The organism is Klebsiella planticola ATCC 33531, assembly GCF_000735435.1.
GTDB classification, from domain to species: Bacteria; Pseudomonadota; Gammaproteobacteria; order Enterobacterales; family Enterobacteriaceae; genus Klebsiella; species Klebsiella planticola.
Genome location: NZ_JMPP01000041.1, coordinates 15,901 through 38,866 on the forward strand (window position 1 = coordinate 15,901; position 22,966 = coordinate 38,866).

The 22,966-nt window shown below is 54.7% G+C and carries 25 protein-coding genes; 14 read left to right on the top strand and 11 right to left on the bottom strand.

Going from position 1 to position 22,966, the window contains the following annotated elements; translation table 11 throughout:
- Nucleotides 1–89: 89 nt before the first annotated feature.
- Complete coding sequence (locus tag GRPL_RS09125; protein WP_032699787.1) at nucleotides 90–983, top strand: LysR family transcriptional regulator; 894 nt, start codon at nucleotides 90–92, stop codon at nucleotides 981–983.
- Here the strand turns inward: GRPL_RS09125 and GRPL_RS09120 are convergent.
- Complete coding sequence (locus GRPL_RS09120; protein WP_032699789.1) at nucleotides 978–1,580, bottom strand: LysE family translocator; 603 nt, start codon at nucleotides 1,578–1,580, stop codon at nucleotides 978–980. The two genes, GRPL_RS09125 and GRPL_RS09120, sit on opposite strands and share 6 nt — an antisense overlap.
- 343 nt (nucleotides 1,581–1,923) lie before the next feature.
- Complete coding sequence (locus tag GRPL_RS09115) at nucleotides 1,924–2,322, bottom strand: MerR family transcriptional regulator (RefSeq protein WP_032699885.1); 399 nt, start codon at nucleotides 2,320–2,322, stop codon at nucleotides 1,924–1,926.
- Between the two features lie 77 nt (nucleotides 2,323–2,399).
- Here GRPL_RS09115 and GRPL_RS09110 point away from each other — a divergent pair, with 77 nt between their 5' ends.
- The 3 genes from GRPL_RS09110 (at nucleotide 2,400) to GRPL_RS09100 (ending at nucleotide 6,106) form a co-directional block, all read left to right on the top strand.
- Nucleotides 2,400–2,885 (top strand): DUF2938 family protein, encoded by a 486-nt coding sequence (locus tag GRPL_RS09110; protein ID WP_032699886.1) that lies wholly within the window; start codon nucleotides 2,400–2,402, stop codon nucleotides 2,883–2,885.
- 154 nt (nucleotides 2,886–3,039) lie between these two features.
- Entirely contained in the window at nucleotides 3,040–4,098 is a 1,059-nt protein-coding gene (gene yncE / locus GRPL_RS09105; RefSeq protein WP_032699790.1) for a 7-bladed beta-propeller protein YncE, read from the top strand.
- A 28-nt stretch (nucleotides 4,099–4,126) separates the two neighbouring features.
- Nucleotides 4,127–6,106 (top strand): TonB-dependent receptor domain-containing protein, encoded by a 1,980-nt coding sequence (locus GRPL_RS09100; RefSeq protein WP_032696143.1) that lies wholly within the window; start codon nucleotides 4,127–4,129, stop codon nucleotides 6,104–6,106.
- A gap of 51 nt (nucleotides 6,107–6,157) precedes the next feature.
- Here GRPL_RS09100 and GRPL_RS09095 read toward each other — a convergent pair whose 3' ends face one another.
- A complete protein-coding gene (locus GRPL_RS09095; protein WP_032699791.1) occupies nucleotides 6,158–6,586 on the bottom strand; it encodes a cell envelope integrity TolA C-terminal domain-containing protein in 429 nt (142 codons plus the stop codon).
- Here GRPL_RS09095 and GRPL_RS28455 point away from each other — a divergent pair.
- Complete coding sequence (locus GRPL_RS28455; RefSeq protein ID WP_257213460.1) at nucleotides 6,585–6,719, top strand: hypothetical protein; 135 nt, start codon at nucleotides 6,585–6,587, stop codon at nucleotides 6,717–6,719. The two genes, GRPL_RS09095 and GRPL_RS28455, sit on opposite strands and share 2 nt — an antisense overlap.
- A gap of 31 nt (nucleotides 6,720–6,750) precedes the next feature.
- Here GRPL_RS28455 and GRPL_RS09090 read toward each other — a convergent pair whose 3' ends face one another.
- The 6 genes from GRPL_RS09090 to GRPL_RS09065 all read right to left on the bottom strand — a co-directional run bounded on the left by GRPL_RS09090 (nucleotide 6,751) and on the right by GRPL_RS09065 (nucleotide 12,888).
- Nucleotides 6,751–7,863 carry a M20 family metallopeptidase gene (locus tag GRPL_RS09090; protein WP_032699792.1) on the bottom strand — a complete coding sequence of 371 codons (1,113 nt, stop codon included), beginning with the start codon at nucleotides 7,861–7,863 and terminating at the stop codon, nucleotides 6,751–6,753.
- Entirely contained in the window at nucleotides 7,863–8,618 is a 756-nt protein-coding gene (locus GRPL_RS09085) for a glutamine amidotransferase (RefSeq protein WP_032687608.1), read from the bottom strand. The genes GRPL_RS09090 and GRPL_RS09085 overlap by 1 nt, the downstream gene beginning before the upstream one ends.
- Nucleotides 8,619–8,631: 13 nt before the next feature.
- Entirely contained in the window at nucleotides 8,632–9,711 is a 1,080-nt protein-coding gene (locus GRPL_RS09080; RefSeq protein ID WP_032696146.1) for a phosphotriesterase family protein, read from the bottom strand.
- Nucleotides 9,712–9,718: 7 nt separating this feature from the next.
- Nucleotides 9,719–10,720 (bottom strand): ABC transporter permease, encoded by a 1,002-nt coding sequence (locus GRPL_RS09075; protein ID WP_162180093.1) that lies wholly within the window; start codon nucleotides 10,718–10,720, stop codon nucleotides 9,719–9,721.
- A gap of 18 nt (nucleotides 10,721–10,738) precedes the next feature.
- Nucleotides 10,739–11,485, bottom strand: coding sequence for an ATP-binding cassette domain-containing protein (locus GRPL_RS09070; protein ID WP_162180094.1), 747 nt, complete (start codon nucleotides 11,483–11,485; stop codon nucleotides 10,739–10,741).
- 380 nt (nucleotides 11,486–11,865) lie between these two features.
- The gene (locus GRPL_RS09065; protein ID WP_032687612.1) at nucleotides 11,866–12,888 is read right to left on the bottom strand and encodes a LacI family DNA-binding transcriptional regulator; all 1,023 of its coding nucleotides are present in this window, start codon (nucleotides 12,886–12,888) and stop codon (nucleotides 11,866–11,868) included.
- Between the two features lie 344 nt (nucleotides 12,889–13,232).
- Here GRPL_RS09065 and GRPL_RS09060 point away from each other — a divergent pair, with 344 nt between their 5' ends.
- Nucleotides 13,233–14,186, top strand: a complete 954-nt coding sequence (locus tag GRPL_RS09060; protein WP_032687613.1) for an ABC transporter substrate-binding protein — start codon at nucleotides 13,233–13,235, stop codon at nucleotides 14,184–14,186.
- 1 nt (nucleotide 14,187) lies between these two features.
- On the opposite strand, the gene GRPL_RS09055 is transcribed toward GRPL_RS09060, so the two are convergent.
- The gene (locus tag GRPL_RS09055) at nucleotides 14,188–15,060 is read right to left on the bottom strand and encodes a PfkB family carbohydrate kinase (RefSeq protein WP_032687616.1); all 873 of its coding nucleotides are present in this window, start codon (nucleotides 15,058–15,060) and stop codon (nucleotides 14,188–14,190) included.
- 26 nt (nucleotides 15,061–15,086) lie between these two features.
- Between GRPL_RS09055 and GRPL_RS09050 the strand changes: the two genes are divergently transcribed.
- The 6 genes from GRPL_RS09050 (at nucleotide 15,087) to GRPL_RS28120 (ending at nucleotide 18,726) form a co-directional block, all read left to right on the top strand.
- Complete coding sequence (locus GRPL_RS09050; RefSeq protein WP_032696149.1) at nucleotides 15,087–15,932, top strand: BtpA/SgcQ family protein; 846 nt, start codon at nucleotides 15,087–15,089, stop codon at nucleotides 15,930–15,932.
- A complete protein-coding gene (locus GRPL_RS09045; RefSeq protein WP_032699794.1) occupies nucleotides 15,932–16,576 on the top strand; it encodes a TenA family protein in 645 nt (214 codons plus the stop codon). The genes GRPL_RS09050 and GRPL_RS09045 overlap by 1 nt, the downstream gene beginning before the upstream one ends.
- A 100-nt stretch (nucleotides 16,577–16,676) precedes the next feature.
- Nucleotides 16,677–17,267, top strand: a complete 591-nt coding sequence (locus tag GRPL_RS09040; protein ID WP_032699796.1) for a nucleotidyltransferase family protein — start codon at nucleotides 16,677–16,679, stop codon at nucleotides 17,265–17,267.
- 182 nt (nucleotides 17,268–17,449) lie between these two features.
- Entirely contained in the window at nucleotides 17,450–17,782 is a 333-nt protein-coding gene (locus GRPL_RS0125800) for a cupin domain-containing protein (RefSeq protein ID WP_032699798.1), read from the top strand.
- Nucleotides 17,783–17,832: 50 nt separating this feature from the next.
- A complete protein-coding gene (locus GRPL_RS09035) occupies nucleotides 17,833–18,315 on the top strand; it encodes a glutathione peroxidase (protein WP_032696152.1) in 483 nt (160 codons plus the stop codon).
- A gap of 249 nt (nucleotides 18,316–18,564) precedes the next feature.
- Nucleotides 18,565–18,726: a hypothetical protein gene (locus GRPL_RS28120; RefSeq protein WP_168157860.1), complete on the top strand. Its 162-nt coding sequence runs from the start codon at nucleotides 18,565–18,567 to the stop codon at nucleotides 18,724–18,726.
- Nucleotides 18,727–19,225: 499 nt separating this feature from the next.
- Here GRPL_RS28120 and GRPL_RS09030 read toward each other — a convergent pair whose 3' ends face one another.
- Nucleotides 19,226–20,233, bottom strand: coding sequence for a LacI family DNA-binding transcriptional regulator (locus GRPL_RS09030; RefSeq protein ID WP_032687622.1), 1,008 nt, complete (start codon nucleotides 20,231–20,233; stop codon nucleotides 19,226–19,228).
- A 185-nt stretch (nucleotides 20,234–20,418) separates the two neighbouring features.
- Between GRPL_RS09030 and GRPL_RS09025 the strand changes: the two genes are divergently transcribed.
- Together GRPL_RS09025 and GRPL_RS09020 are read left to right on the top strand one after the other, a co-directional pair.
- A complete protein-coding gene (locus GRPL_RS09025) occupies nucleotides 20,419–21,507 on the top strand; it encodes a cellulase family glycosylhydrolase (protein WP_032699799.1) in 1,089 nt (362 codons plus the stop codon).
- 45 nt (nucleotides 21,508–21,552) lie between these two features.
- Nucleotides 21,553–22,947, top strand: coding sequence for an MFS transporter (locus tag GRPL_RS09020; RefSeq protein WP_032699801.1), 1,395 nt, complete (start codon nucleotides 21,553–21,555; stop codon nucleotides 22,945–22,947).
- Nucleotides 22,948–22,966 lie beyond the last annotated feature (19 nt).

Genomic DNA, 22,966 nt, shown 5'->3' on the forward strand with positions numbered 1-22,966 from the left:
CTTTGCATCGCGGCGCACTGCTTGCCATGGATGGTCTTGGGCCATGATGTGGTCAGGCTCAACGTTAATGAGTGACCAAAGGAATGTAGATGATTGATGACATCCGTTACCTGATCGTTTTTGCCAAAATTGTCGAGGCGGGATCCATCTCAGGTGGCGCAGAAGCGTTAGGACTGACAACCGCAACGGCGAGCACGCATCTATCGAAACTGGAAAAAAATCTTGGTAGTGCGCTGCTCTATAGAAATACCCGTAAGCTCTCTCTGACCCACGATGGCATCAATTTGCTGGAGACGGCCAAATCGATGCTCGAGCTGTATGAGAAGGGGGTTATTGAATTTAAGCAGCGGTCTATATCAACAGCTAACAAGCTGCATATTTCTGTCCCTGCCGTTTTTATCAATAGCGCATTTACGCGCCATCTTGCGGTGTTTATAAAAGAGTATCCGGATGTTGACCTGAACATTTCTTATAGCGATACGCGGAAAGATATTATCGGCGAGAGTATTGATGTTGCATTTCGGATTGGGGAGCTCCCGGACAGCTCACTCAAAGCCCGGCATCTTTTTGTGCTGCCCCGGCAACTGGTCGCATCAAAGGGCTTGTTAAGCCATTACAAGCCCATCAATCACCCCGATGACCTGGAACATCTGCCCTGGATTGGCCTGACTATGAGGCAGAACAACCGGGAGTTCAGGCACAAAAGTGGCGAGCTGGCGTTAGTAAAGTATACGCCAACGGTTGTCGTTGATAATGTTGAAGCGGCCTATGCTCTTGCAAAGCAACAAATTGGACTGGCGGCTCCCCCTCGCTACCTGAGTGAGGATGATGTTAAGCGCGAAGAAATGCAGGAAGTCCTCCCCGATTGGTCATTAGAACCTCTAAAGGTGTATGCCATATGGCCTGCGAATATATCGACCAGCAGTATTGCCTACAAACTGATTAATAATATTTATAACTCCGTTGAGTCTCATCAATTATGAATGCCTGAGGAGTGGCATACAGAGCATGTAGCCCGCCGTAACGATCAGCAAACTGCCCATCAACAGGTTAAAAGTACGGATGCGTTGTCTGCTCCTGAGCAGCATTGACACTCTGTCGCCGATAACCGCCCATGAAGCCAGTGAGAGATAGCAGACGACAAAATAAATCATGATAAAGACCGATACCGTCGTATTGGTGGACGGGTTGGAAAATAACGCCGCTCCGGATGCGCAGGCCGTCCAGGCTTTCGGGTTGAACCACTGCATTAAAAACCCCTGAATGAAACCTGGGGTATCTGCTTGTTGTAATGACAAGTCAGGGCGAGATGAGGCTATTTTATAACCCAGGTACATGATAAATACGGCGCCGGCAACGTTGAGATATTTGAAAAACAAAGGATGCTGTGCAATTGTGGCGGAGAGTCCGAAACAAACGAATATAAGCAATAAAGTAAATCCGATTGTCGCGCCTGAGACAAACGGGAAGGTTTTTCTAAATCCATGGGCTGCCCCCGACGATATAATGATCATATTGACCGGGCCTGGTGACAATGACAGGGTGAGGGAAAAGATGAACATCGTAAAAATTAAAATCATTTTTTCTCCGTGAGGGTTTAATACTTATTAAATATGGGATGGTTCTTTTATTGCATAATAACCTTGCCGAACTCCCTACAGGCTACATATAAATATTCATTAGAGTAAGTGGCTTTTCTCTAAAGGTGTGTTTGATTTTTTCACAGCAAAGTGGAATAGAATCAACGACAAACCCGGTTGATTGCCCGGGCATTGAAGCCGACGGCGCGCTGGAGATATCTGAATGAATTAACGTTTTAACTTGTCAGGGTGACCGGCAGCCCCGTGCCGGAGCAGACGTGGCTAACCCGGCGCGCATGCTGAGAGGCGGTGGCATAAACCAGGCGATCTTCGCTGAGAAACGTTACCTGACGAGGCGAAGTCCTCGCGAAACAATTCTCTTGAATTCCTCACACTGGGTATGCTCGGGCTGAGTACAACGCGCAGCATGCTTCAGTCCGCGGCTTAATAACTGCAGTCTGCGAATGGTAACGTCGATTTCCCGTGAGCGTTTGTGGAACAGTTCACGGTTAATATCTGGATGACCCTCGGTACCGAGCATCACTGCAATGTCATCCAGAGAAAACCCTGCGGCCTGTCCCAGCGCAATGAGTTGCAGTTTATACAGCACATTCTCATGGTACTGCCTTCGAAGGCCATTTCGACCGACAGGCCGAATTAATCCTTTCTTTTCGTAATACCGCAATGCGGAGGGTTTAACCCCGGAAAGGTGAGCGATTTCTCTGATATCCCGTTCTTTCATGGTTGACTTAAACCTCACTTTAAGTTGCACACTGGCTTTCAGCTTAGCATTCCAACCACGAGGAGCAGACATTGGATATGATGATTTTCTTTAAAACGGCCATCACCGGCATTGGCGCAACGCTGGTGATGGATTTATGGTCACTTTTACAAAAATACCTGCTCAAAGTACCGCCGCTAAACTATGCGCTGGTTGGGCGCTGGATTTTATGGTTGCCCAGAGGAAAGTACTGGCATCATACGATTGCCTCAACGCCGCGAATACAAGGGGAGATGTTCACCGGCTGGGTGTTTCACTACCTGATCGGGGGCATTTTTGCTTTTGTACCGCTTATGCTCAGCGCAACCGTCTGGCTCAGCGAGCCCTCACTGAACATCGGTATTCTGGCCGGTTTGTCGACTTTATTCGCACCGTTCATGATTCTACAGCCCGCATTTGGTTTTGGTATCGCGGCATCACGCACCCCTCGTCCCTGGCTGGCGCGTCTGCTCAGTCTGCTCACGCATCTGGCGTATGGGGGAGGGCTGTATATCGCGGCCCTGATGATCAACGCCTGGGGATAACACCTTTTCGTCAGCTCCGCTTCACCCGCGTACAGCGCTGCGGCTTCCATGACAACACAAAAAATGGTAGGGAATATGGAGATAAATGCAATTGCAAATGATATTTATTTTCATTAGTGTTTGCATTCCGTAAGCTACTGTAAAGAAAAATTACATGTCTATCGTATCCCTGAAGAAAGCAACGCTTTGCGCGCTGGCCATTTCATCTTCCCTGCATGTTGTCTCTGCCTCGGCTAAGGATTTTACCGAGCAGGCATTCCGCTCACAGCCTCTTGGTCACGGCGTTTATGAACTGGCTTATGATAACCGTCAGAAGGTGCTCTATGCCGCCTCCGCGCCCTCGTTTGATAAAGATAAAACGACGGGAATAGTGTTTCGACTGGCGGCCGATTCTCTGCAGATTAATCAGAAAATCGCCACCGAACGGCGCACCTTTGCGCTTTCTCTGGATGAAGAAAACCATATCCTGTACTTGGGCAATGCCCTGGATGGTTCGCTAACGCTGGTGGATACGCTGACCAATAAGGTGATCAAAACTATTCAGCTAAGCGATGATTCGGATCCTGAGAAACAGGCTCACGTCCGTGAAGTGGTGCTGGATAAGCCAAATCAACGTCTGTATGTATCCGGAATCGGGCGCAAAGACAAAGGGCTGCTGTGGGTTGTCGATACGCGCAAGCAGCAGCTTATTGAAACGCTGAATCATGTCGAACCGGTGGGGTTTGCCGTTGATGACGCGGGTAACAAAGTTTATGTGGTGACCGGCAACGGGGAGTTGGTTACCCTCGATGGTAAAACGTCGAAGCTCCTTGCCCGCGTGAAGGTTGACCCGGCTGAACCTGACCATTATTTCCTCAATATCGCCCTGAACAGCGCCGCAGGAGTTGGGTATATCGCTGATACCAATACCCGCGATGTGCTGGTGGTGCAGCTGGACTCCGGCAAGTTGGTGGATCGTATTGCCTCGCCGAATTCGGTCGCCGTGCTCTATAACGCCGCGCGCGATGAAATCTACGTTACCCATCGCAACGATCGCTCGATTAGCGTCATCGACGCGAAAACCCATCATCTCAAACACACGATCAAAACGGCGGCCATGCCCAACAGTCTGGTGCTTTCTGCGGATGCCGGAACGCTTTATGTCAGCGTTAAACAGGACGAAAAAAGCGACCAGCCCGACTACGTTCTCAAGATTGATCTAACTAAATTCTAAGGACTTTTTTGTGACGATTAAGACACACATGGAGGTGGCGATTGCGCTCGCCTTCGTCAATCTGCCTGCGGCGGCATACGCCGCAGATAGCGCCGCCGTAAACGAAGAGCAGATGGTAGTCACCGCCACGGGTTTCAGCCAGGAGAGGCGCGAGGCGCCGGCGACGATCTCGGTGCTGGATGAGAAGGCGCTGAATACCCGCTCCAATCAGAATGTAGCGGAAGCGTTGCGCGAGATGCCGGGCGTGCTGGTGGGCAACGGTCACGGCAGTCTGGCGACCGGTGATGTGCAGATGCGCGGTATGGATTCGACCTATACCTCGTTTATGGTGAACGGTATTAAGCAGTCTACCCGCGAATCCCGTCCCTACGGGCATCACATTGGTAGCGAAGCGGCTTTTATGCCGCCGCTGGCTGCCATTGAGCGGGTGGAGGTCATTCGCGGGCCCATGTCCTCGCTGTATGGCTCTGACTCCATTGGCGGCGTGGTCAACGTCATCACCAAAAAGGCCTGGAACCTCGAAAAATGGACGGGGGTGCTGGAGGATAATTACTTCCTGCAGGAAAAAAGTGAATACGGCAACACTAATCAGACCAACGCCTTCTTAATGGGGCCTGTCATCCCAGGCAAACTCGGGGTCAGCGTGGGCGCCGATTATCTTGATCGCCGCGATGATGACAGCCCAACCAAAGAGCGTTTCGTGAAGCATCAGGCCGGGAATCTGGACGCCACCATTTCTCTGTCGCCAATCGATACGCAGCTTTGGGATTTGAATGTCGCCAAAGGCAATCAGGAGAAAACCCATAACGATAAAGCGTGGTACTGGGGTTTTGACCGCGATGCGGCCTCGCTTTCACAGCATGCCTGGTACGCTGATGATCTGGTGGAGGTGAAGAACTTTATCAGCTACGAGAAGGCCCGCACGGAGTACCGCGTGCCCGGGATGGATTCGCAATTTATTAAGCAGAATAATTTTGAGGCCAATAGCGCGAACACCTTTACTCTGGCCGATCACAAGCTGACGTTAGGCGTTAACTTCACGCGCAATGAGCTGAATGACACCTTCGGTATTGCGGATAAGCAGGCGCCCGGCGTCACCCCGGTGAGTAAAATTACCCGTCATGGCTGGGCGGTTTTTGCGGAAGACGCATGGATGATAGTGCCGGACTTTACGCTGACTACCTCTGCGCGCCTGGATCATGATAGCTACTTTGGCTATCACGTCACGCCTAAGTTGTATGGTAACTGGACCCTCGACGAAACCTGGGCGCTGAAGGGGGGCGTCTCTGCGGGTTATAAAAAACCGGATTTACGTCAGAACAACGCCGGTTTTACCAGCGTCTATGGTGCTTATCCCTATTCTGAGATTGGCATCGGCAACGACGATCTGAAGCCGGAACAGAGCATCAACACCGAACTGGGCGTGTACTGGCAGCATGACGCGTTGGCGCTGGATGCGACTCTTTTCCATACCAAATTTAAAGATAAAATCAGCGACCATACCATCTGTACCTCATCTGCCACCCAGCAGTGTCAGTACAATGGCTATACCGCTGATAGCGTATCGCAATATATTAACGTCGGAGATGCGGAGATCTACGGTCTGGAGCTGAACGGCGACTGGCAGGTGACCGCGGCGCTGAAGGCGAACGCCAACTATACCTATACCCACAGTGAACAGAAAAGCGGTGAGTATAAGGGCTATGCGCTAAATGATTTCCCGAGCAGTATGGCCAACGTTTCGCTGACGTGGAATACCACTTCCGATCTGGAGCTGTGGACGAAGGCGAGCTGGCGCAGCAACTCGCCGGATATCGGCAAATCCAGCTCAACGGATGCCTATGCGCTGGTGGATTTAGGCGCCCGTTACCATCTGAATAAACAGGTTACGTTGATGAGCGGTATCTACAATCTGTTTGATGTCAATCCGGTTTACACCACCGCCTACAGGCAGACCGCGATGCTGGAAGGGCGGCGCTATAATTTCGGCGGCCGCGTGGAGTTCTGAATGTGAGGCAGGGGTCGAATGGCCCCTGCGAAACGATGGCAGACAGCCCTGTCAGGGGCGGAAATCCACAACGGCATTGTTGAATGTCTGATAGGTTTCTTCATCAGGCGCTGGCGGAATCTGCGCTTCCTTTAGCGCGGATATAATTTTCGCGCAAAATGCCGGATCGCCATGCGCTACCGTTGGATTCTGTACCTTCCCGTCACGCTGGAGCGTGAGGCGCACGGAGCATTGTTGCCCCTGATACGACTGCGGCCGATCTATTTTAGCGAAGGTAGCCGTTCTGACCTGCATCAGATAGCGTGAGACATTGGCCTGCGGCGAATTATTTGCACCCATTTGATAATCGCGAAACATCTTATCCACTTCTGCAGATAATTGAGCCTCTTCAGCGCTATCCGGCGCAGAAGTGGTGCCCGAACAGGCGGTAAGGAGTAAAGAGAGGAGACAAAAGAGTGCGGGGCTGGGTCTCAGGGTCATGGCATACCTCCTTGCCTGGGATGATAAATTCCGCGTGCCAGGTGGCCATCTTCTGCTATTCAGCGATGGTATTCAAACGTTAATCAGCGAGTATGCCTGCGGTGGTTTGACCGCAGGCATGATTTTTGTGTGACGTTGTCACTTTTTATGCGGACGCCAGCAGGCTACCGCATCCAGTCGCCGATAATTTCTCCGTACAGCTGTTCCGCTTCCTCCAGCCGGCTGAGCAGGCAGTACTCATCGGTTTGATGAGCCAGAGACGGCTCGCCGGGGCCGAGAATAATACAGGGCGGGTTGCCCAGCGCGGGCAGCAGCAGGGAGGCGTCGGTAAAGTAGGGAACCACGCGCGGCGCAAGCGGCCGATCGTGCAGCGGCTGGCAGCGCTGATAAACCTGCTTTATCCATGCGTGATCCTCTTCGCTCAGTACCGCGGGTAAGTCCACCAATGTGGACACCGTGACGCTCTCGCCAAGCAGCGTGGTCAATCGCTGGCGGATGGTGGCATGCTGTAAATTGGGCGCACTACGGATATCGACATCAAAACGCGTGCGGTCCGGCACGGAATTAATATTTAACCCGCCTTCGATACGTCCGACATTAAGAGTCGGCTGCTTCATCAGCGGATGCGGCGCGCCGGGTGAAAAATGTTGAATCTTACCCAGCGCATCCGCCGCCAGATAGATAGCATTAATCCCCAGTTCCGGCATCGCGCCGTGGGCGGTTTTCCCCCGCGTTTCACAACGTAGCCAGAGGGCGCCTTTGTGGCCGATAACCGGGTAATTGGCGGTGGGCTCGCCGACGATCAGCGCCCCGATGTCCGGCAACGTCGCGGAGGCGATCAGCGCCCGGGCGCCGTCGCACCCGGTTTCTTCCCCTCCGGTGATCAGCAATACCGCACCGCTGCCGGCGAGAATCGTTTCCCGCTGATGAATACAGGCGACGGCAAACGCCGCCACCGCTGCTTTCATATCGCTGGAGCCGCGTCCATAAAGACGCCCGTCCTCCGTCTGCGAACCGAAAGGATCGTACCGCCACTGCGTATTACCGAGCGGCACGGTATCCAGATGGCCAGTAAAGGCCAACGGTTTACCGGCTGTCGTCCCGGGCAGCCAGGCGATCAGATTGCTGCGTCCCTCGCCGAACGACGACAGCGAAACCGCAAAGCCGCGGTGTTGAAGCCAGTCGGCAAAGAACCGCATGCAGTCAGCTTCGCGACCCGGCGGGTTAATGGTGTTAAAGCCCAGCAGCTGCCGGGCCAGTTGAAGAGTCGTGGTCATCAGCCGCGTTCCGTCAGCCAGTCAAGACAGTTGATCCACAGCTGGCGATAGCCGGGCCATTTGGCAAACTCTTCCGGCAGCCAGTGCGCGGACATATCGCTGGTCCACACCAGTGAGCGACCCTGTTGATATTCGCGAACGGCCAGCAGCGGATGACCGGTACCGGCGACCGTGGCCAGCAGCTTGCCTTGCGGATGCATTTCCACTTCGTTATAACCCAGCAGCCACGGCCATTCGCCAGGAATATCGTTAAACAGGGCGTGAGCTTCGATCACTTCGGCATAGCAACCTTCCGGGGTTTCAATACGATCGTCCCATGCCAGGCAGCGGACCGGCAGAACTTTCTCCACAGCGGTATGGCGATAGCGCGCGCCGCCGTTAATTCCCTGGAAGCTGTAATAACCACCAATCATCATCAGCGCGCCGCCGGCGGCAACGTAGTCATGGATCAGCGTCAGCCGGTTGGCGGTGCGGCGGCTTTTCAGCCAGGTATCCGGATGCAGCAGCAGCGTATTGGCGCCGATATCCGAGAGAATAATCGCATCCCACTGCCGCAGCGCTTCCTGAGTCAGCGGGAAGTCGGTCGCCGCCGCGTGGGCGGGCATATAGGTGATCGCGTAATGACTGTCCGCAAGCGCGGCCAGAAAATCCGTTGCGCCGGTATGCCAGGTGGCGGTGGCAAACTGATCGAAGCCTTTAACGTGTGTTGAAGTGCTGGTCCAGGATTCCCCGACCAGTAAGATTTTTTTCTGCATTATGATTTTCCTTTTATCCGCCAAAGACCCGTTGGGGATTGCCAATCATCAAGGTTTCAAGCTGTTCGCCGCTGACGCCGTGGCGCCGCAGACGAGGAACAAAATGCTTGAGTATGTAGCCGTAACCGTGACCGCCGTAGCGGGTGAGCATGGTTTTCAGGAACACATCCTGCGACAGCAAAATCTGCTGGAGATAGCCATCGTCAATCAGCTCGCGAATCGCGCGGGCGTTCTCCTCGTCGGAAGGCGACTGCGCCGATTCGTCGGCGTAGTAATAGCTCATGCCGATCATGTCGTATTCGAGAAACGCTCCGCGCTGCGCCAGTTCGCGCTGATAGCGCTTATCGGCAAAGCTTGGATTCATATGACACAGCACCGTATGGCGGAGATCGGCGCCTTCCTGTTCGAGAATATCCAGCACCCGGTGACCCAGTCTCTCCCAGCCCGGCAGATGGACCTCAATCGGCACGCCGGTCGCGGCGCTGGCCCGACCCGCAGCGCGCAGGGACTTCTCTTCATCCGCCGTAAAGCGACTGGAGATACCGATTTCGCCGATAAGCCCGGCGAGCACTTCCGGTTTCTCCTCCGCGCCACCAAGATCGTAAATCAGCCGTTCGGCCAGCTGTTCGACGCTGCTGGTTTTTACCCATTCGGGGTGTGAAGGCTCCAGATAGAGGCCGGTACCCATAATAATGTTCAGACCGGTCAGACGCGCGATACGCGCCAGCGCGTTGGGATCGCGGCCAATGCCGATATTGGTCGGGTCGACCACCGTTTCCCCGCCAAGCGCGCGATATTTGGTCAGCTCTTCAATCGCGACGTCGACGTCAAACAGCTGGCAGTTATCGCGGCTCATGAGCGGGTTCAGCGCCAGCTCGCCAAGGTTTTCCATCTTCACCGGCATTTCGGCGAGATGGCGATCGCTACAGCAGCAGGGCGGCACCCATTTGCCGGAGGCGTCCAGCAAAATATGCTCATGCATCAGCGTGACGCCCATCTCGCTAATCGGCAGCGGGCCAAGCACCGTCATGACGTAACCGCTGCTGACGCCGACCGGCAGCGGGGAGGGATGGCGAAAAATTGATCCTTTCATCAGCTATCTATCCTTTTGCCGCCGAGCGCGTGGGGTTGAGAATGCGGGTGTTCAGCCAGATTGCCAGCAGGATGATCGTGCCGGTGGCTATCTGGGTGTAGAACGGCGAAATATGCGACAGGATCAGCCCGTTCTGAATCACCGCAATCGACAGCGCGCCGAGGAGCGTGCCGATAATGGTACCGAAGCCGCCAAACAGGCTGGTACTGCCGAGCACCACGGCGGCGATGACCTGCAGTTCAAAGCCCTCGCCCTGGTTGGAGGAGCCGCTGCCGAGGCGTGCGGTAATAATCATTCCTGCCAGCGCGGCGGCCATTCCGCTGATGATATAGACCTTCATGGTCACCGCTTTGGTGTTAATCCCGCTGCGTCGCGCGCCTTCGGCATTGGCGCCGATCGCCGTGACGTAGCGGCCAAAGCGCATATGGTTAAGAACGATATGCCCGATAACCAGAACCATAATGCCAATCAGCGCGGGCATGGGGATCCCCACGACCCAGGCGCGCCCTATAAAGGTAAACAGGCTGTCAGCGGGAAGCGGAATCGAATAGCCCTGGGTGACCAGTAGCGCGATGCCGCGCACAACGGCCAGGGTGGCGAGGGTGACGATAAACGCCGGAATGCCTTCATAGGCAATAAAGAAGCCGTTAATGGCGCCGACTAATCCGCCGAGCAGCAGGCCGCCGAGCAGTACCACCGGCCACGGCAGCCCCCAGTTGTTGAGGGCGATAGCGGAAAGCGCGCCGACTAACGCGAGGGTGGAGCCCACCGACAGGTCAATGCCGCCGGTGGTAATCACCAGGGTCATTGCGGTTGCGACGATCAGCAGCGGGGCGCTCTGACGGATGATATTCAGCCAGTTGGTGCCGGTGAGGAAATTGCTGGTGATCAGTGAAAACACCACGCAACAGAAGACAAAAAACAGCGCGATGCTCACCACGCCCGAGTGGTTATGCAGCAGGCGGCGCGGCAGCGAATGCTGGATCATGCGGGAGCTGCTTAAGTTCATGATACTCATCCTGTTACCTCAATGTGCAGCCGCAGAGCGGGCGGTGAATTTTTCGCCCACAATCAGGTTAACGATATCGCTCAGGCTGGTGTCGGCCACCCGCCGGTCGGCGACGTTGGTCCCTTCATACATCACCATGATCCGGTCACAGACCAGGAACAGGTCCTGCAGGCGGTGGGTAATCAGAATGACGCTCACGCCGCGAGCGGAAACGCGACGAATAAGCTCCAGAACCGCTTCGACTTCCGCGACGGCCAGCGCGGCGGTGGGCTCGTCCATGATCAGCACCTTCGGGTCAAAAGCCGCCGCGCGGGCGATGGCAATGGCCTGGCGCTGACCGCCGGAAAGATTTCGCACCAGCAGACGAGTATCGGGAATGGAAATTCCCAGTCCTTTTAGCATCTCCCGGGCATCGGCGTGCATTCTGGCTTCGTCGAGAAAGGGGATGCCGAGAACCGATTTCATCGGCTCGCGACCCATAAACAGATTGCCCGCAACGTCGACCGTGTCGCAAAGCGACAGATCCTGATACACCATCTCGATATGGCAGCGGCGAGAATCGGCCGGATTAGTAAACTGGTGCTGTTCACCGTCGATACGAATCGTGCCGCTGGAGGGGATCACCGCGCCAGATAACACTTTGGTCAGGGTCGATTTCCCCGCGCCGTTATCGCCCACTAATCCCAGCACCTCGCCCGGAGCCAGCTCCAGGTTGACTCCGCGCAATGAACGTATCGACCCGTAGGTCTTGGTGATATTGATCATCTCCACCCTTGGCGGGGTAGTTTGTGGCTGCTGCATCTGATAACTCCCATCGCTATTGCCGGGAAAATGTTCGCCATCCCGTGGGAGAGACCCCATCCGACACGGTTTACATTCTAGTAAACCGGTTTACCTGCGGAGTAGAGTACTCACCAACACAGTCTGGTCAAACGCTATGTAAGATATTTGTTCGCCAGTAAGAACATTGCAGCATCCGTGCCAGGGCAGGAACAACACAGCAGCCCTGTGACTTAACCTTATGTAATAAATAGAGTTTCTTGATTACATTCCGGTAAACCGGTTTACTGATTATAGTGAAGAGATAGGGAGTTGAACGTTTTTTGCGCCAAAACTGGGCGCTTTTGCGCCATTTTGGGACGCGCTTAACAAATCTTGATCGAGTCGCGGCCAATCCATTCAACCGGCAGACGGGTTTCCGCCGGGATATCTTTGTCGTCGTTGAGCAAGCGCATCATGATATTCACCGCGGTGCGGCCCAGCTCCCGGGCGGGCTGGCGGATAGTTGAAATCCGCGGCTGGGTGAAATCGGCATAGCTGGCGTCATCGAAGCCGACTAACGACAGCGCCTCCGGCGCCTGTAGTCCGCTGGCGCGCAGCCCGTCGAGCAGGCCAAGCACCAGATAATCGCTGGCGGCGAAGACGGCAGTAGGGCGAACCGGCTGACTAAACAGATACTGCAGCGCCTGTTGGCCGAACTCGCGCTGGTAGTCGCCGTACATAACCCATTCGGCGGGCCAGCTCAGACCGGCCTGCTCCATCGCGGTGCAAAAGCCCTGATAGCGTTCGCGAACGCTCATCAGCTTGTCCGGGCCGCCAACGAAAGCGATATGGCGATGCCCGGCGGCGATCAGCTTTTCGGTGGCAATTCGCCCGCCCTGGACGTTATCGGCAAAGACTTTGGGGACCTTACTGCCGGGAATATCCTCATCCAGCAGCACAATGCGTTCGTGGCGCTGAACCTCTTTGCGTAGCAGGCCGTTATCGGGGCGGTTAGTGGTGAACAGCAGACCATCGACCTGGCAGGTATCCAGCCAGCGTATAAACTGACACTCTTTTTCCGGGTTATTACGGGTGATACACAGCACCAGGCTGTAGCCGTGGGCAGAGGCGGCTTCTTCGGCGGCATCGGCCAGTTCGGCAAAGAAGGGGTTGGTGATATCGGGTAGCACCAGGCCGAGGGTTTCGCTTCCGCCTTTACTCAAACGGCGTGCGAGGCTATTACCGCGATAGTCCAGTTCGCGTATTGCCGTTTCAATGCGGTCGATGGTTTCCTGCGGCAGCACAATACTGTTGTTCATATAGCGTGACAGGGTAGCCTTCGACAGGCCCGCCAGCTTTGCCACGTCGGATAATAATACGCGTTTTATACTCATTTCCTGCGCCATTTCTGCCAGAATCGGCTATCTGTAACATAGTTAAGCGCGCTGGATACAGCAATTTCTCGGCTAACAATACCCTGAAATAAATGCTTGACAAATTTTAAATGGCGGAGAATTGTATAGGCAGTTTACCGCATCATCCGGGAAGTCATTCCCAAACCCGTTTAACTCATTCCAGTCGCGCACCGACACGGACCGGTTGCCGGAATGAAATTAAGCAGGTCCAGCCGAACGGTCGATGATCGTTCTGGCCCTATAGACGATATTTGCCCGCCAAAAAAATAATCCTTCTGCGTTCGCATGCGGCGCGGAACTCTGCTGGCTATCAACTATTCCCGACGAGGATACTGATGATGTTATTTAACACCGGAAAACTGCGTTTTATTGCTGTAGCAACAACGATGCTGGCATCAATGAGTTTTATTTCTGCCGCCAGTGCCGCCGCTCCGACTTATGCGCTGGTACAGATCAATCAGCAGGCTCTGTTTTTTAATCTGATGAATAAAGGCGCGCAGGATGCAGCAAAAGCCAGCGGTAAGGATTTAGTTATTTTTAACTCGAACGACAATCCCGTCGCGCAAAACGACGCGATTGAAAACTATATTCAGCAAGGTGTGAAGGGCATTCTGGTTGCCGCTATCGACGTTAACGGAATTATGCCCGCGGTAAAAGAAGCCGCTGCCGCTAACATTCCTGTGATTGCGATTGATGCCGTATTACCGGCCGGGCCTCAGGCGGCTCAGGTCGGCGTTGATAATATCGAAGGCGGCAGAATCATTGGCCAGTATTTTGTTGACTACGTGCAAAAAGAGATGGGAGGCCAGGCGCGGCTGGGTATTGTCGGCGCCCTGAACTCGGCGATTCAGAACCAGCGGCAGAAAGGGTTCGAAGAGACGCTGAAAAGCAATCCGAAGATTACCATCGCTAACGTTGTCGACGGGCAGAACGTGCAGGATAAAGCCATGACCGCGGCGGAAAACCTGATCACCGGTAACCCGGATCTGACGGCTATCTATGCCACCGGTGAACCCGCGCTGCTCGGCGCCATTGCCGCCGTGGAAAACCAGGGGCGCCAGAAGGATATTAAAGTCTTTGGCTGGGATCTGACGGCGAAGGCGATTTCCGGTATTGACGGCGGATACGTCACCGCCGTACTGCAACAGGACCCGGAAAAAATGGGGGCCGAAGCCCTCAAGGCGCTGAACAGCATTACCTCGGGTAAAACCGTGCCGAAAACCATTCTGGTTCCGGCTACGGTGGTGACCAAAGCGAACGTTGATACCTACCGCTCGCTGTTTAAGTAGGTCAGTGCGCGCCGTCCGTGTCTAACAGGGCGGCGAGTTGCCGGGCATCGGGAAAGGCGCTGAGCGTCCCCCGGCGGCTCACGGTAATGGCGGCAGCACGGCTGGCATGGGCCAGCGCCAGGTCATCCGGCTCAACGTCGCGCAGTAGCGCGGACGCCAGCATCACGGCGAGGAACGTATCGCCCGCGCCGGTGGTATCTCGCGCCTCGGCGGGGGCCGCGGGGCAAAACTGGCGCTGGCCATCGCGGACCAGCCAGGCGCCTGCAGCCCCCTGGGTAATCACTAAGGTTTTCACCCCGTAAGGCTGAAGCAGTTCAGCCTCTGATTCATTGACCACCGCGATGTCGATAAGCGGCCACAGATGACAAAAGTCAGGATTGACGGGTGAGGGGTTGAATACCGTTGTCATACCGCGGGTTTTGGCGTACTGGAATAGCGCCCGAGTTTTGTCCAGGGAGAAATTGCCCTGCTGTAACAGAATATCGCCCGCAGCGGCATCAGCGATGTGCGCAATAATATCATCAAGGCGGAATGTATCGGCGGCGGCGGTAGTGGTAATGATCGCATTATCACCATCAGCGCTATTTAAAATAATCGAGGTATCGCTATGCAGGTTAAAATGGCAGTCGGGTAGTAGCGTCAGAGATTCATTTTTTATCCGCTGGCGGATCCAGATTCCGTTGCTGTCATTTCCCGTGGCGGCAATTAATCGCGTATCTATTCCGCAGCGGGATAATATAATCGCCTGATTCGCGCCTTTGCCGCCGATATCCTGCGAAATTTTAACACCATGAATTGAAGTGCCTTTTTTTGGTATATCCGAAACAGACCAGGTTTCATCTACGGTAATATTGCCGGTAACGTAAACACGCATAGTGTTCCCTTAACAGGATGGATAAGATGGTTGCTATCTCAGCAGAAAAAACGAATGCAATACAAGCTATTTTTTCACGCAGTAAGGTTGTTATAGGTGTTATTCATTGCGATCCTTTTCCCGGCGCGCCTAAATATCGAGGGAAATCAGTGAGTGATATTGTTGAGCGTGCGCTTCGTGACGCAGAAAATTATATTTCTGGAGGCGTTCATGGACTGATTGTTGAAAATCATGGCGATATCCCTTTTTCCAAACCCGAGGATATCGGTCATGAAACCTCGGCGCTGATGGCGGTCATTACCGAGAAAGTTCGTGAGCGTTTTGGCGTACCGTTGGGAATTAATGTATTGGCCAACGCTGCGATTCCGGCGATGGCTATCGCCCTGGCGGGTGGGGCCGATTTCGTGCGCGTCAATCAGTGGGCCAATGCTTATATCGCCAACGAAGGGTTTATTGAAGGGGCGGCGGCTAAGGCGCTGCGCTATCGCAGTATGCTGCGTGCTGAGCATATTCGCGTCTTTGCCGATAGCCACGTTAAGCACGGTAGCCATGCTATCGTTGCCGATCGTTCGATTCAGGAGCTGACTCGCGATGTGGACTTTTTCGAGGCCGACGCGGTGATTGCCACGGGGCAGCGTACCGGCGATAGCGCCACGATGGCGGAAATTGATGAGATTCGCGCGGCGACAGAGCTACCGTTGTTAGTGGGCTCGGGGGTGACGCCAGCCAATGTCAGCCAGATCCTCGGACGAACTCAGGGGGTGATTGTGGCCAGCACCATGAAGGTTGATGGCGTCTGGTGGAACGACGTTGAGCTGGCCCGGGTTAAGCATTTTATGTCTATCGCCCAGGCTGCGCTGGAGGAGGCCTAATGGAGGCGTTTAGCGAGCGGCTGCTGCGCGAACATCAGCAGGTCTGGCAGACGATGCAGAGGCACCGTTTTGTGGTTGATATTGAACACGATCGTTTGCCGACAATCGTATTCAATCGCTATCTGGTGTTTGAGGGCAACTTTGTCGCTACGGCTATCGCCATTTTCGCCCTCGGGGTCAGCAAGGCGCCGAATATTCAGCAACAGCGCTGGCTAATCAACGTACTGAACGCCCTGGTAGACACGCAGATTTCGTGGTTTGAACAGGTATTGGCAGAACGGCGGATCACTCCCGCGGATTATCCGCACGATTTGCCAGGCGTGCAGCGTTTTCGCGACGGCATGCTGCAGACAGCCCGGTTGGGCAACTATGAACAGATCATTACCATGATGTTCGGCGCGGAATGGATGTACTACTCCTGGTGCCGGGGGGCGAGTGAGCATCGCCAGAGCGATGCTGACGTCAGGCGCTGGGTGGAAATGCACGCGGAGGACGACTTTTATCAGCAGGCTCTCTGGCTGAAGAACGAACTCGATCGCTGCGCCATGGCGCTGAGTGAAAACGAAAAGCAGGCGCTGTCTGCGCTTTATGGCGATGTGCTGCAGTGGGAAATTGATTTCCATCACGCAGCGTACGAGGATTAGCCGCGAGGTCAATAACAGGGGGCGCCAGCAGCGGCGCCCCCTGGATGTTGATACTATTATCAGGCAGAGACCAACCTCAATTACCGTTTTCAGGGACATGATGAAATATCAGGACGTATTGCAGGGCCTGTTGTTAAACGACCCGCTAAGAATGAAAGCGCTGCACGCCGTTCAGGCGCTGGGACTCAACGATGGCTGGATTGGTGCCGGCTTTGTTAGAGATGCGGTCTGGGATCATCTGCACGGATACGGGCCAAGGCCACTCTCGGGTGATGTGGATGTGGTCTGGTTCGAGCCGAAAAACTGCGATTCAGTACTTGATAGCGCTATGGAAGAGAAACTCAGCCGGCAATCACCGCTCTTTAACTGGTCAGTGAAGAATCAGGCCAGAATGCATCAACGTAACAATCATGAACCCTATCGCTCGACAGCGGATGCTCTCCTCTACTGGCCTGAGACGGCGACGGCCGTTGCGGTCAGAATAAGCAGTTCCACTCTTATTGAGATCGTTGCGCCGTATGGGCTCGACGATCTGTTTGCGCTCCGTCTTCGGGCAACGCCATCATTTGAGGGCGATAAGCAGGATATTTTCTGGCAACGCGTCGCGGAAAAAAGGTGGCTGGAGCGCTATCCGGGCTTGCAGCTTATCCCTCCCGCATCGTCCCGCTCGGGGATGAGCACAGCAAAGTGAGCGCCGCCGGGGTTGCGCTGAAAGTGTTTTGGTCAATGGACTTGAATCTGGCTCTTCAGAATGACTCGCCGTATCGGGCAGGGGCTAACCCTCTTTTTCAACTTCTTTTGCCATATTTGTTCTATGTCGACGGGGCACTGATATGGCATATAAGTATTGAATACATCACAGGGAATGACCTTATGCCGCTTTATGATCTCAGAACCGAAGCACATGCGTTACCGGAGGCCTGGCGCTCTCATATCTTAGGACGCGTGGGGGCCGCGAACCTCAAAGTCTTACGCATGGATGAGCGCCCGGTAACTGAAGAAGTACATGAGTATGACGAGGGGTTACTGGTTATTGACGGACGTCTGGAACTGAGCGTGCAGGGTAAAAAAATCGCCGTAACGTCTGGCCAGCTTTATGTCGCCAAAGCGGGCATTCCTCATACGGTGGAAGCCGGCAGTTTTGGCACACTGGTGATCATAGATTTACCAGAAAGCTACGTTTCCGGTGGCCACAGTGGCGAATAGTCTGAATGACTGGCACTATCTCTTACTGGTTCTGCTCTGAGGATTCCGCCATGACCACCTTTTATGAATTTAGTGCCAACAGTCTGCATGGCGAGCGCATCTCGATGGCCGACTACGCGGGCAAGCTGGTTCTGGTGGTGAATACCGCCAGCCACTGTGGCTTCACGCCACAATACGCAGGCCTGGAAACGCTCTACAAGAAGTACGCCGCCCGGGGGCTGGTGGTGCTTGGTTTCCCCTGCAACCAGTTCGGTAAGCAGGAGCCAGGCGGCGCCGACGATATCGCGCAGACCTGTCACATCAACTACGGTGTAAGCTTTCCGATGTTCGAGAAAGTGGAGGTGAACGGGGCCGCAGCGCACCCGGTGTTTCGTTTCCTGAAAGACGAACTGCCCGGCGTCTTGGGTGGACGGATCAAGTGGAACTTCACTAAATTCCTGATTGGGCGCGACGGCAAACCGCTCAAGCGTTTTGCACCGATCGCCACGCCGGAGAAAATGGAAACCGCAATCCTTGCCGCACTCGAACTCTAAGCGTTCCGGTCATTCGCCCTAAACAATTGACAGCTACGCCATTTAAATGGCATATCTTCAGTTTTATTTTCTCCCCTCCGTATTAAATTAATAAAGCCAGAATTCATCTCTGGCTATTATAACGCAGCGGGTTTGAAATCCTCGCCTTGTTCATGAGACCAATTTTTTGTTAAAGTAACGACTCAAGCGTCGAATACTTTGTGTATTACATGGACGTTATTTCTACAATAATCAGATGATGGAGCTAATATGAAGTATGTTTTTGCGCTTATGCTGAGCGTGGGATTATCAGGATGTAGTGCAAATGATTGGGTAGATGCGGCAAGCGGGATAATGCAAGCTCATGACAAACAAGAAAAAGATGCCAGGAACAAGCGTATAAAAGCCGCTAGCAAGGCTGCAGGATACTGATTTTTTAAACAAATTCATATTCCTCTTCTTAATCGACACACTAAGAAGAGGGATGGTTTTTTAATCAACGTTACTGACTAAATATTTCCCTGGTTTTCAGCTGTTGACAGGAAATATAGCCATACTACTTTCGGTTGCCACTTTTATCGAACGCGACATAAAAAGGCATGGTCGCTGCGTCACAGAACCTTGCAGTGAATATAATTTCATCAAGAATTAAAATACATCCGCTATTTTCTGAAGGTCTGATATTAAAAAAATAAGCGGGGAAGTGCAATTATCTGACTTAGCGTCACGCGCTTAACAGATTTTGTCGGGCCGTTTGATGATTAGCAATGAATACCTGTAAAACCCGCTGATGAGTGGCATAACCACGTGCTTACAAACGCAGGAAAGCCATTCGCTGCTCATCGATGCAGTGGTGCCCGCGCGGAGAGTCAATAGCCGTAAGTTTATGCTCCCCGCCGGCGACGAACCCGATGCCAGAATGGTCTTCACCTCAGACGAGGCTTGATGTTCGCACCTTCAGCCTGCCCGCCAGCGTCACGTGCGTGGCGGCATCTTCCTGATTACACAGGTACTCCACTGCCAGGCGTCCCAGCTCGCTGTAAGGCAGTTGGATACTGGTCAGCGGCGGGGTGAGCTGCTCGGAGATCTTCTGGTCATCATAGCCCGCCAACAGCATATCCTGCGGGATACCAATGCCATTGACCGCCAGCGCCTGATAGCAACCGATCGCCAGCCAGTCGCTGGCGCAGAAGATGGCGTCCGGGCGTTCATCCAGTGCCAGCAGGGAGGCGGTGGCGGTAAAGGACTCGCTGAACTGCCAGTTGGTCTGGCGCACCAGGCTGTCGTCGCATGCAAAACCGGCCTGCTGCAGCGCGGCCTGGTAGCCGGCCAGTCGCTGACGGGAGGCTTCCATCCAGCTCTCCCCGGTGATGTGGGCGATACGCTTTGCGCCGCAGGCGATAAGGTGTTTTGTCACCTGGAAAGCGTTGGCGTAGTCGTCCGGAATAAACGACGGTAGCAGCGGTGAGCCGGGGTCGCGCTGGTTGAGCAGCACCAGCGGAATGCGGGTGCAGTCCTGAAAAGCCGTCATGTCGACCAGCGTGGTGACCGGGGACGCGAGTATAATCCCGATGCAGTTGCGCTTCTCCAGCTGGCGGATAATGTTCAGCGCCAGCTCTACGTCATCGCCGTAGTCGTACACGGTCAGCAGCGCTTCGTTGCGCCACGCGGCTTCCCGCGCCTGGCTGATGGCATCGATAAACGGATCAAAGCTTTGCAGAGAGCTCACCAGCAGGGCGATTTCTTCCTGGTTACGCGGCGCATGAATGGCGGGCAGGCGATCGTAGCCGAGCTCGGTCGCCACGCTGATAACCCGCTGGCGGGTGTCGTCGCTGAGCTTAATGTTACGCGACTGGTTGAGCACCAGCGATACCGTCGCCTGCGACACGCCCGCCGTTCGCGCAATATCGTTCATCGTGACTTTTGTCTTTCGCTTCATTGGTCCTCTCCCTCTGGCGTCACCGCATCATACCCTAACTGCTCGCTTACGCGCTGTCGATCACGTTTCTCATTCATCGAAGCGTGAACTTTGTGAAGGCTGTCGCTTTTCTTAGCGTGGTGATTTGCGCATTTATCCCGCAACTAATATTTATTAGCTAAACATTATCAGTAAGAGGACGCGTAATGAAAGAGCAGTGGAGTAAAGCCCAGGCGCAGGCGTGGTATCAGCAGAAAGGGTGGCTGTGCGGGTTTAACTACCTGCCGTCGACGGCAGTGAACTGGACCGATATCTGGCAGCAAGAGACTTTCGATGCCGACACCATCGATCGCGAACTGGGCTGGGCGGCGGCGGCGGGCTACAACACCCTGCGCATCAACCTGCCGTTTATTGTCTGGGAACACGATCGCGACGGCCTGATAGCGCGTATCGACAAGTTTCTGACCATTGCCGACAGCCACGGATTCAGCACCATGCTGACGCTGATGGACGACTGCGGTTTCTCCGGTGATGAGCCCTATCTGGGGCCGCAAAAGCCGCCGGTGCCGGGCAAGCACAACAGCCAGGCGGCCGCGAGCCCGGGGCGCAACAAGGTGTGCGATCCCGACAGCTGGCCGCAGGTTGAGCGCTATATCCGTGACGTTGTCCGCCAGTTCCGCGACGACAAGCGCGTGCTGCTGTGGGATCTGTATAACGAGCCGGGCAACCGCGGCATATTCGCCACCGGCACGCAAGAGGTGCAGTATGACGCGAAGCTGGAAACCTGCGCGCATGAGCTGATGAAGCTGGCGTTCCGCTGGGTGCGTGAAGAGGATCCGACGCAGCCGCTTACCGTCTGCGCATGGCGTCTACCGGCGGAAGAGGAGGGCGAGACGTTTTACCAACATCCGCTGGATCAGACCGCGCTGGCGTTATCAGACGTGGTGAGCTTCCACGCCTACACCAATACCGGGCGCATGACCGCGATTATCCAGCAGCTGCAGGCGCTTGGGCGGCCAATCTTCTGCACCGAATGGCTGGCCCGCCACGTGGGCAGCACCATCGAAGAGCAACTCCCGCTGATGTACACGGCGAAGATCGCCCCGTATCAATGGGGACTGGTGCGCGGCAAAACGCAGACCTGGTTGCCGTGGCCGGTGGTGATGAAGGAGTCCGCGGACTACTGCCGCCTCTGGTTCCACGATGTGTTTGAGGAGAACGGGATCCCGTTTTCGCGCGGTGAAATGGCCTTAATGAAGAAACTCCGTAACATCGCCCCGCAAGCTCAGGGCTAATAATATCCACCCGGCGGGCTACCGCCGGGCAACCAGGTACGCACTATGGCAATGGCAATGAAAATACCGTCTCGTGAGTTGTGGTCTTATTTTGGTTATGGTTTAGGTCAGTGTTTTAGCTTTGGTTTAGTGGGTTCGTTTATTAACTATTTTTACACCGACGTGCTGGGGATCTCAGCGCTGGCGGCGAGTACCATCTTCCTGATTGCCCGCGCGTGGGACGCGGTTCACGATCCGCTGTTTGCCAGCATAATGGACACCATTAACAGCCGCTTCGGCAAGTTTCGTCACTTTTTGCTGATTGCCCCGCTGCTGATCACGGGCGTCACCCTGCTGGCGTTTTATAAAATCGAAGCGGACATGACCACCAAAATTCTCTACGCCGGGGTGACGTACATTCTGTGGGGAACGCTATACGCCATCTCTGATATCCCGTTCTGGTCGATGTCGTCGGTGATGACCAACGACTCCGGGCAGCGCACCCGCGCGGTGACGGCAGCCATGCTGGGGGTCAACGCCGGGATCGCCTGCGCCAATATCTTCTTCCCGAAGCTGGCGGCGTTTTTCGCCCAGTACAGCAACGACAAAGGCTACTTTATGGCGGCGCTGGTGATGATGCTGGTGGGGTTACCGCTGATGCTCAACGGCTTTATGCAGATCAAAGAGCGCGTCCCGCCGAGCCCGGAAAAGGTGACCATGCGTGACACCTTCCATAACCTGCGCCAGAACAAGCCGCTGTTTATCGTTCTGCTGTCGTTCTTTTTCTGCGTGTTCCACAACGTGGCAGGTGGTCTCTATATCTATTTCTTTATCAACAACATGGGTGACGGCAGTCTGCAGATGGCGATAGGTGTGATGGGGATTATGGCGGCGGTGGTGTGTCTCGTCGCCCCGATGCTGACGCGCAGGATGCAGAAGCGGAAGCTGTTTATGATCCTCTGCGGGCTGGATGTCGCGGTTCGCGTGGTGATGTGGTTTGTTGGATATCAGCACGTGACCATGCTGTTTATTCTGCTTGGCCTGAGTACGCTGTTCGTGATGATGACCAACATCCTCACCTCGTCGATGATTGCCGACACCATCGAGTATGCGGAGTACCACACCCACAAGCGCTGCGCGGCGATCACCTTCTCCGGACAGACCTTTACCGGCAAGATGTCGGTGGCGGTAGGCGGTGGATTAATCGGCGTGTTTCTGACAATGATCGGCTACGTGCCGCAGGCGCAAACCCAGAGTGACGGCGTGCTGTCGGGGTTGTTCTTTGGTATCTGCCTGCTGCCGGCCATAGGTTCGCTGATCCGGCTGGTGTTTATGTCGCGCTTTACCTTTACCGAGGAGAAGCATGCGGAGATCTGTCGACTGCTGGCGGCGCGCCGGCACGAGAAAGAGCCGCAACGTGAGGGCACGGAGAGTCTGGAGCATCCGGCCACGGTGAACTAAAAAACTAACGCCTGCATTG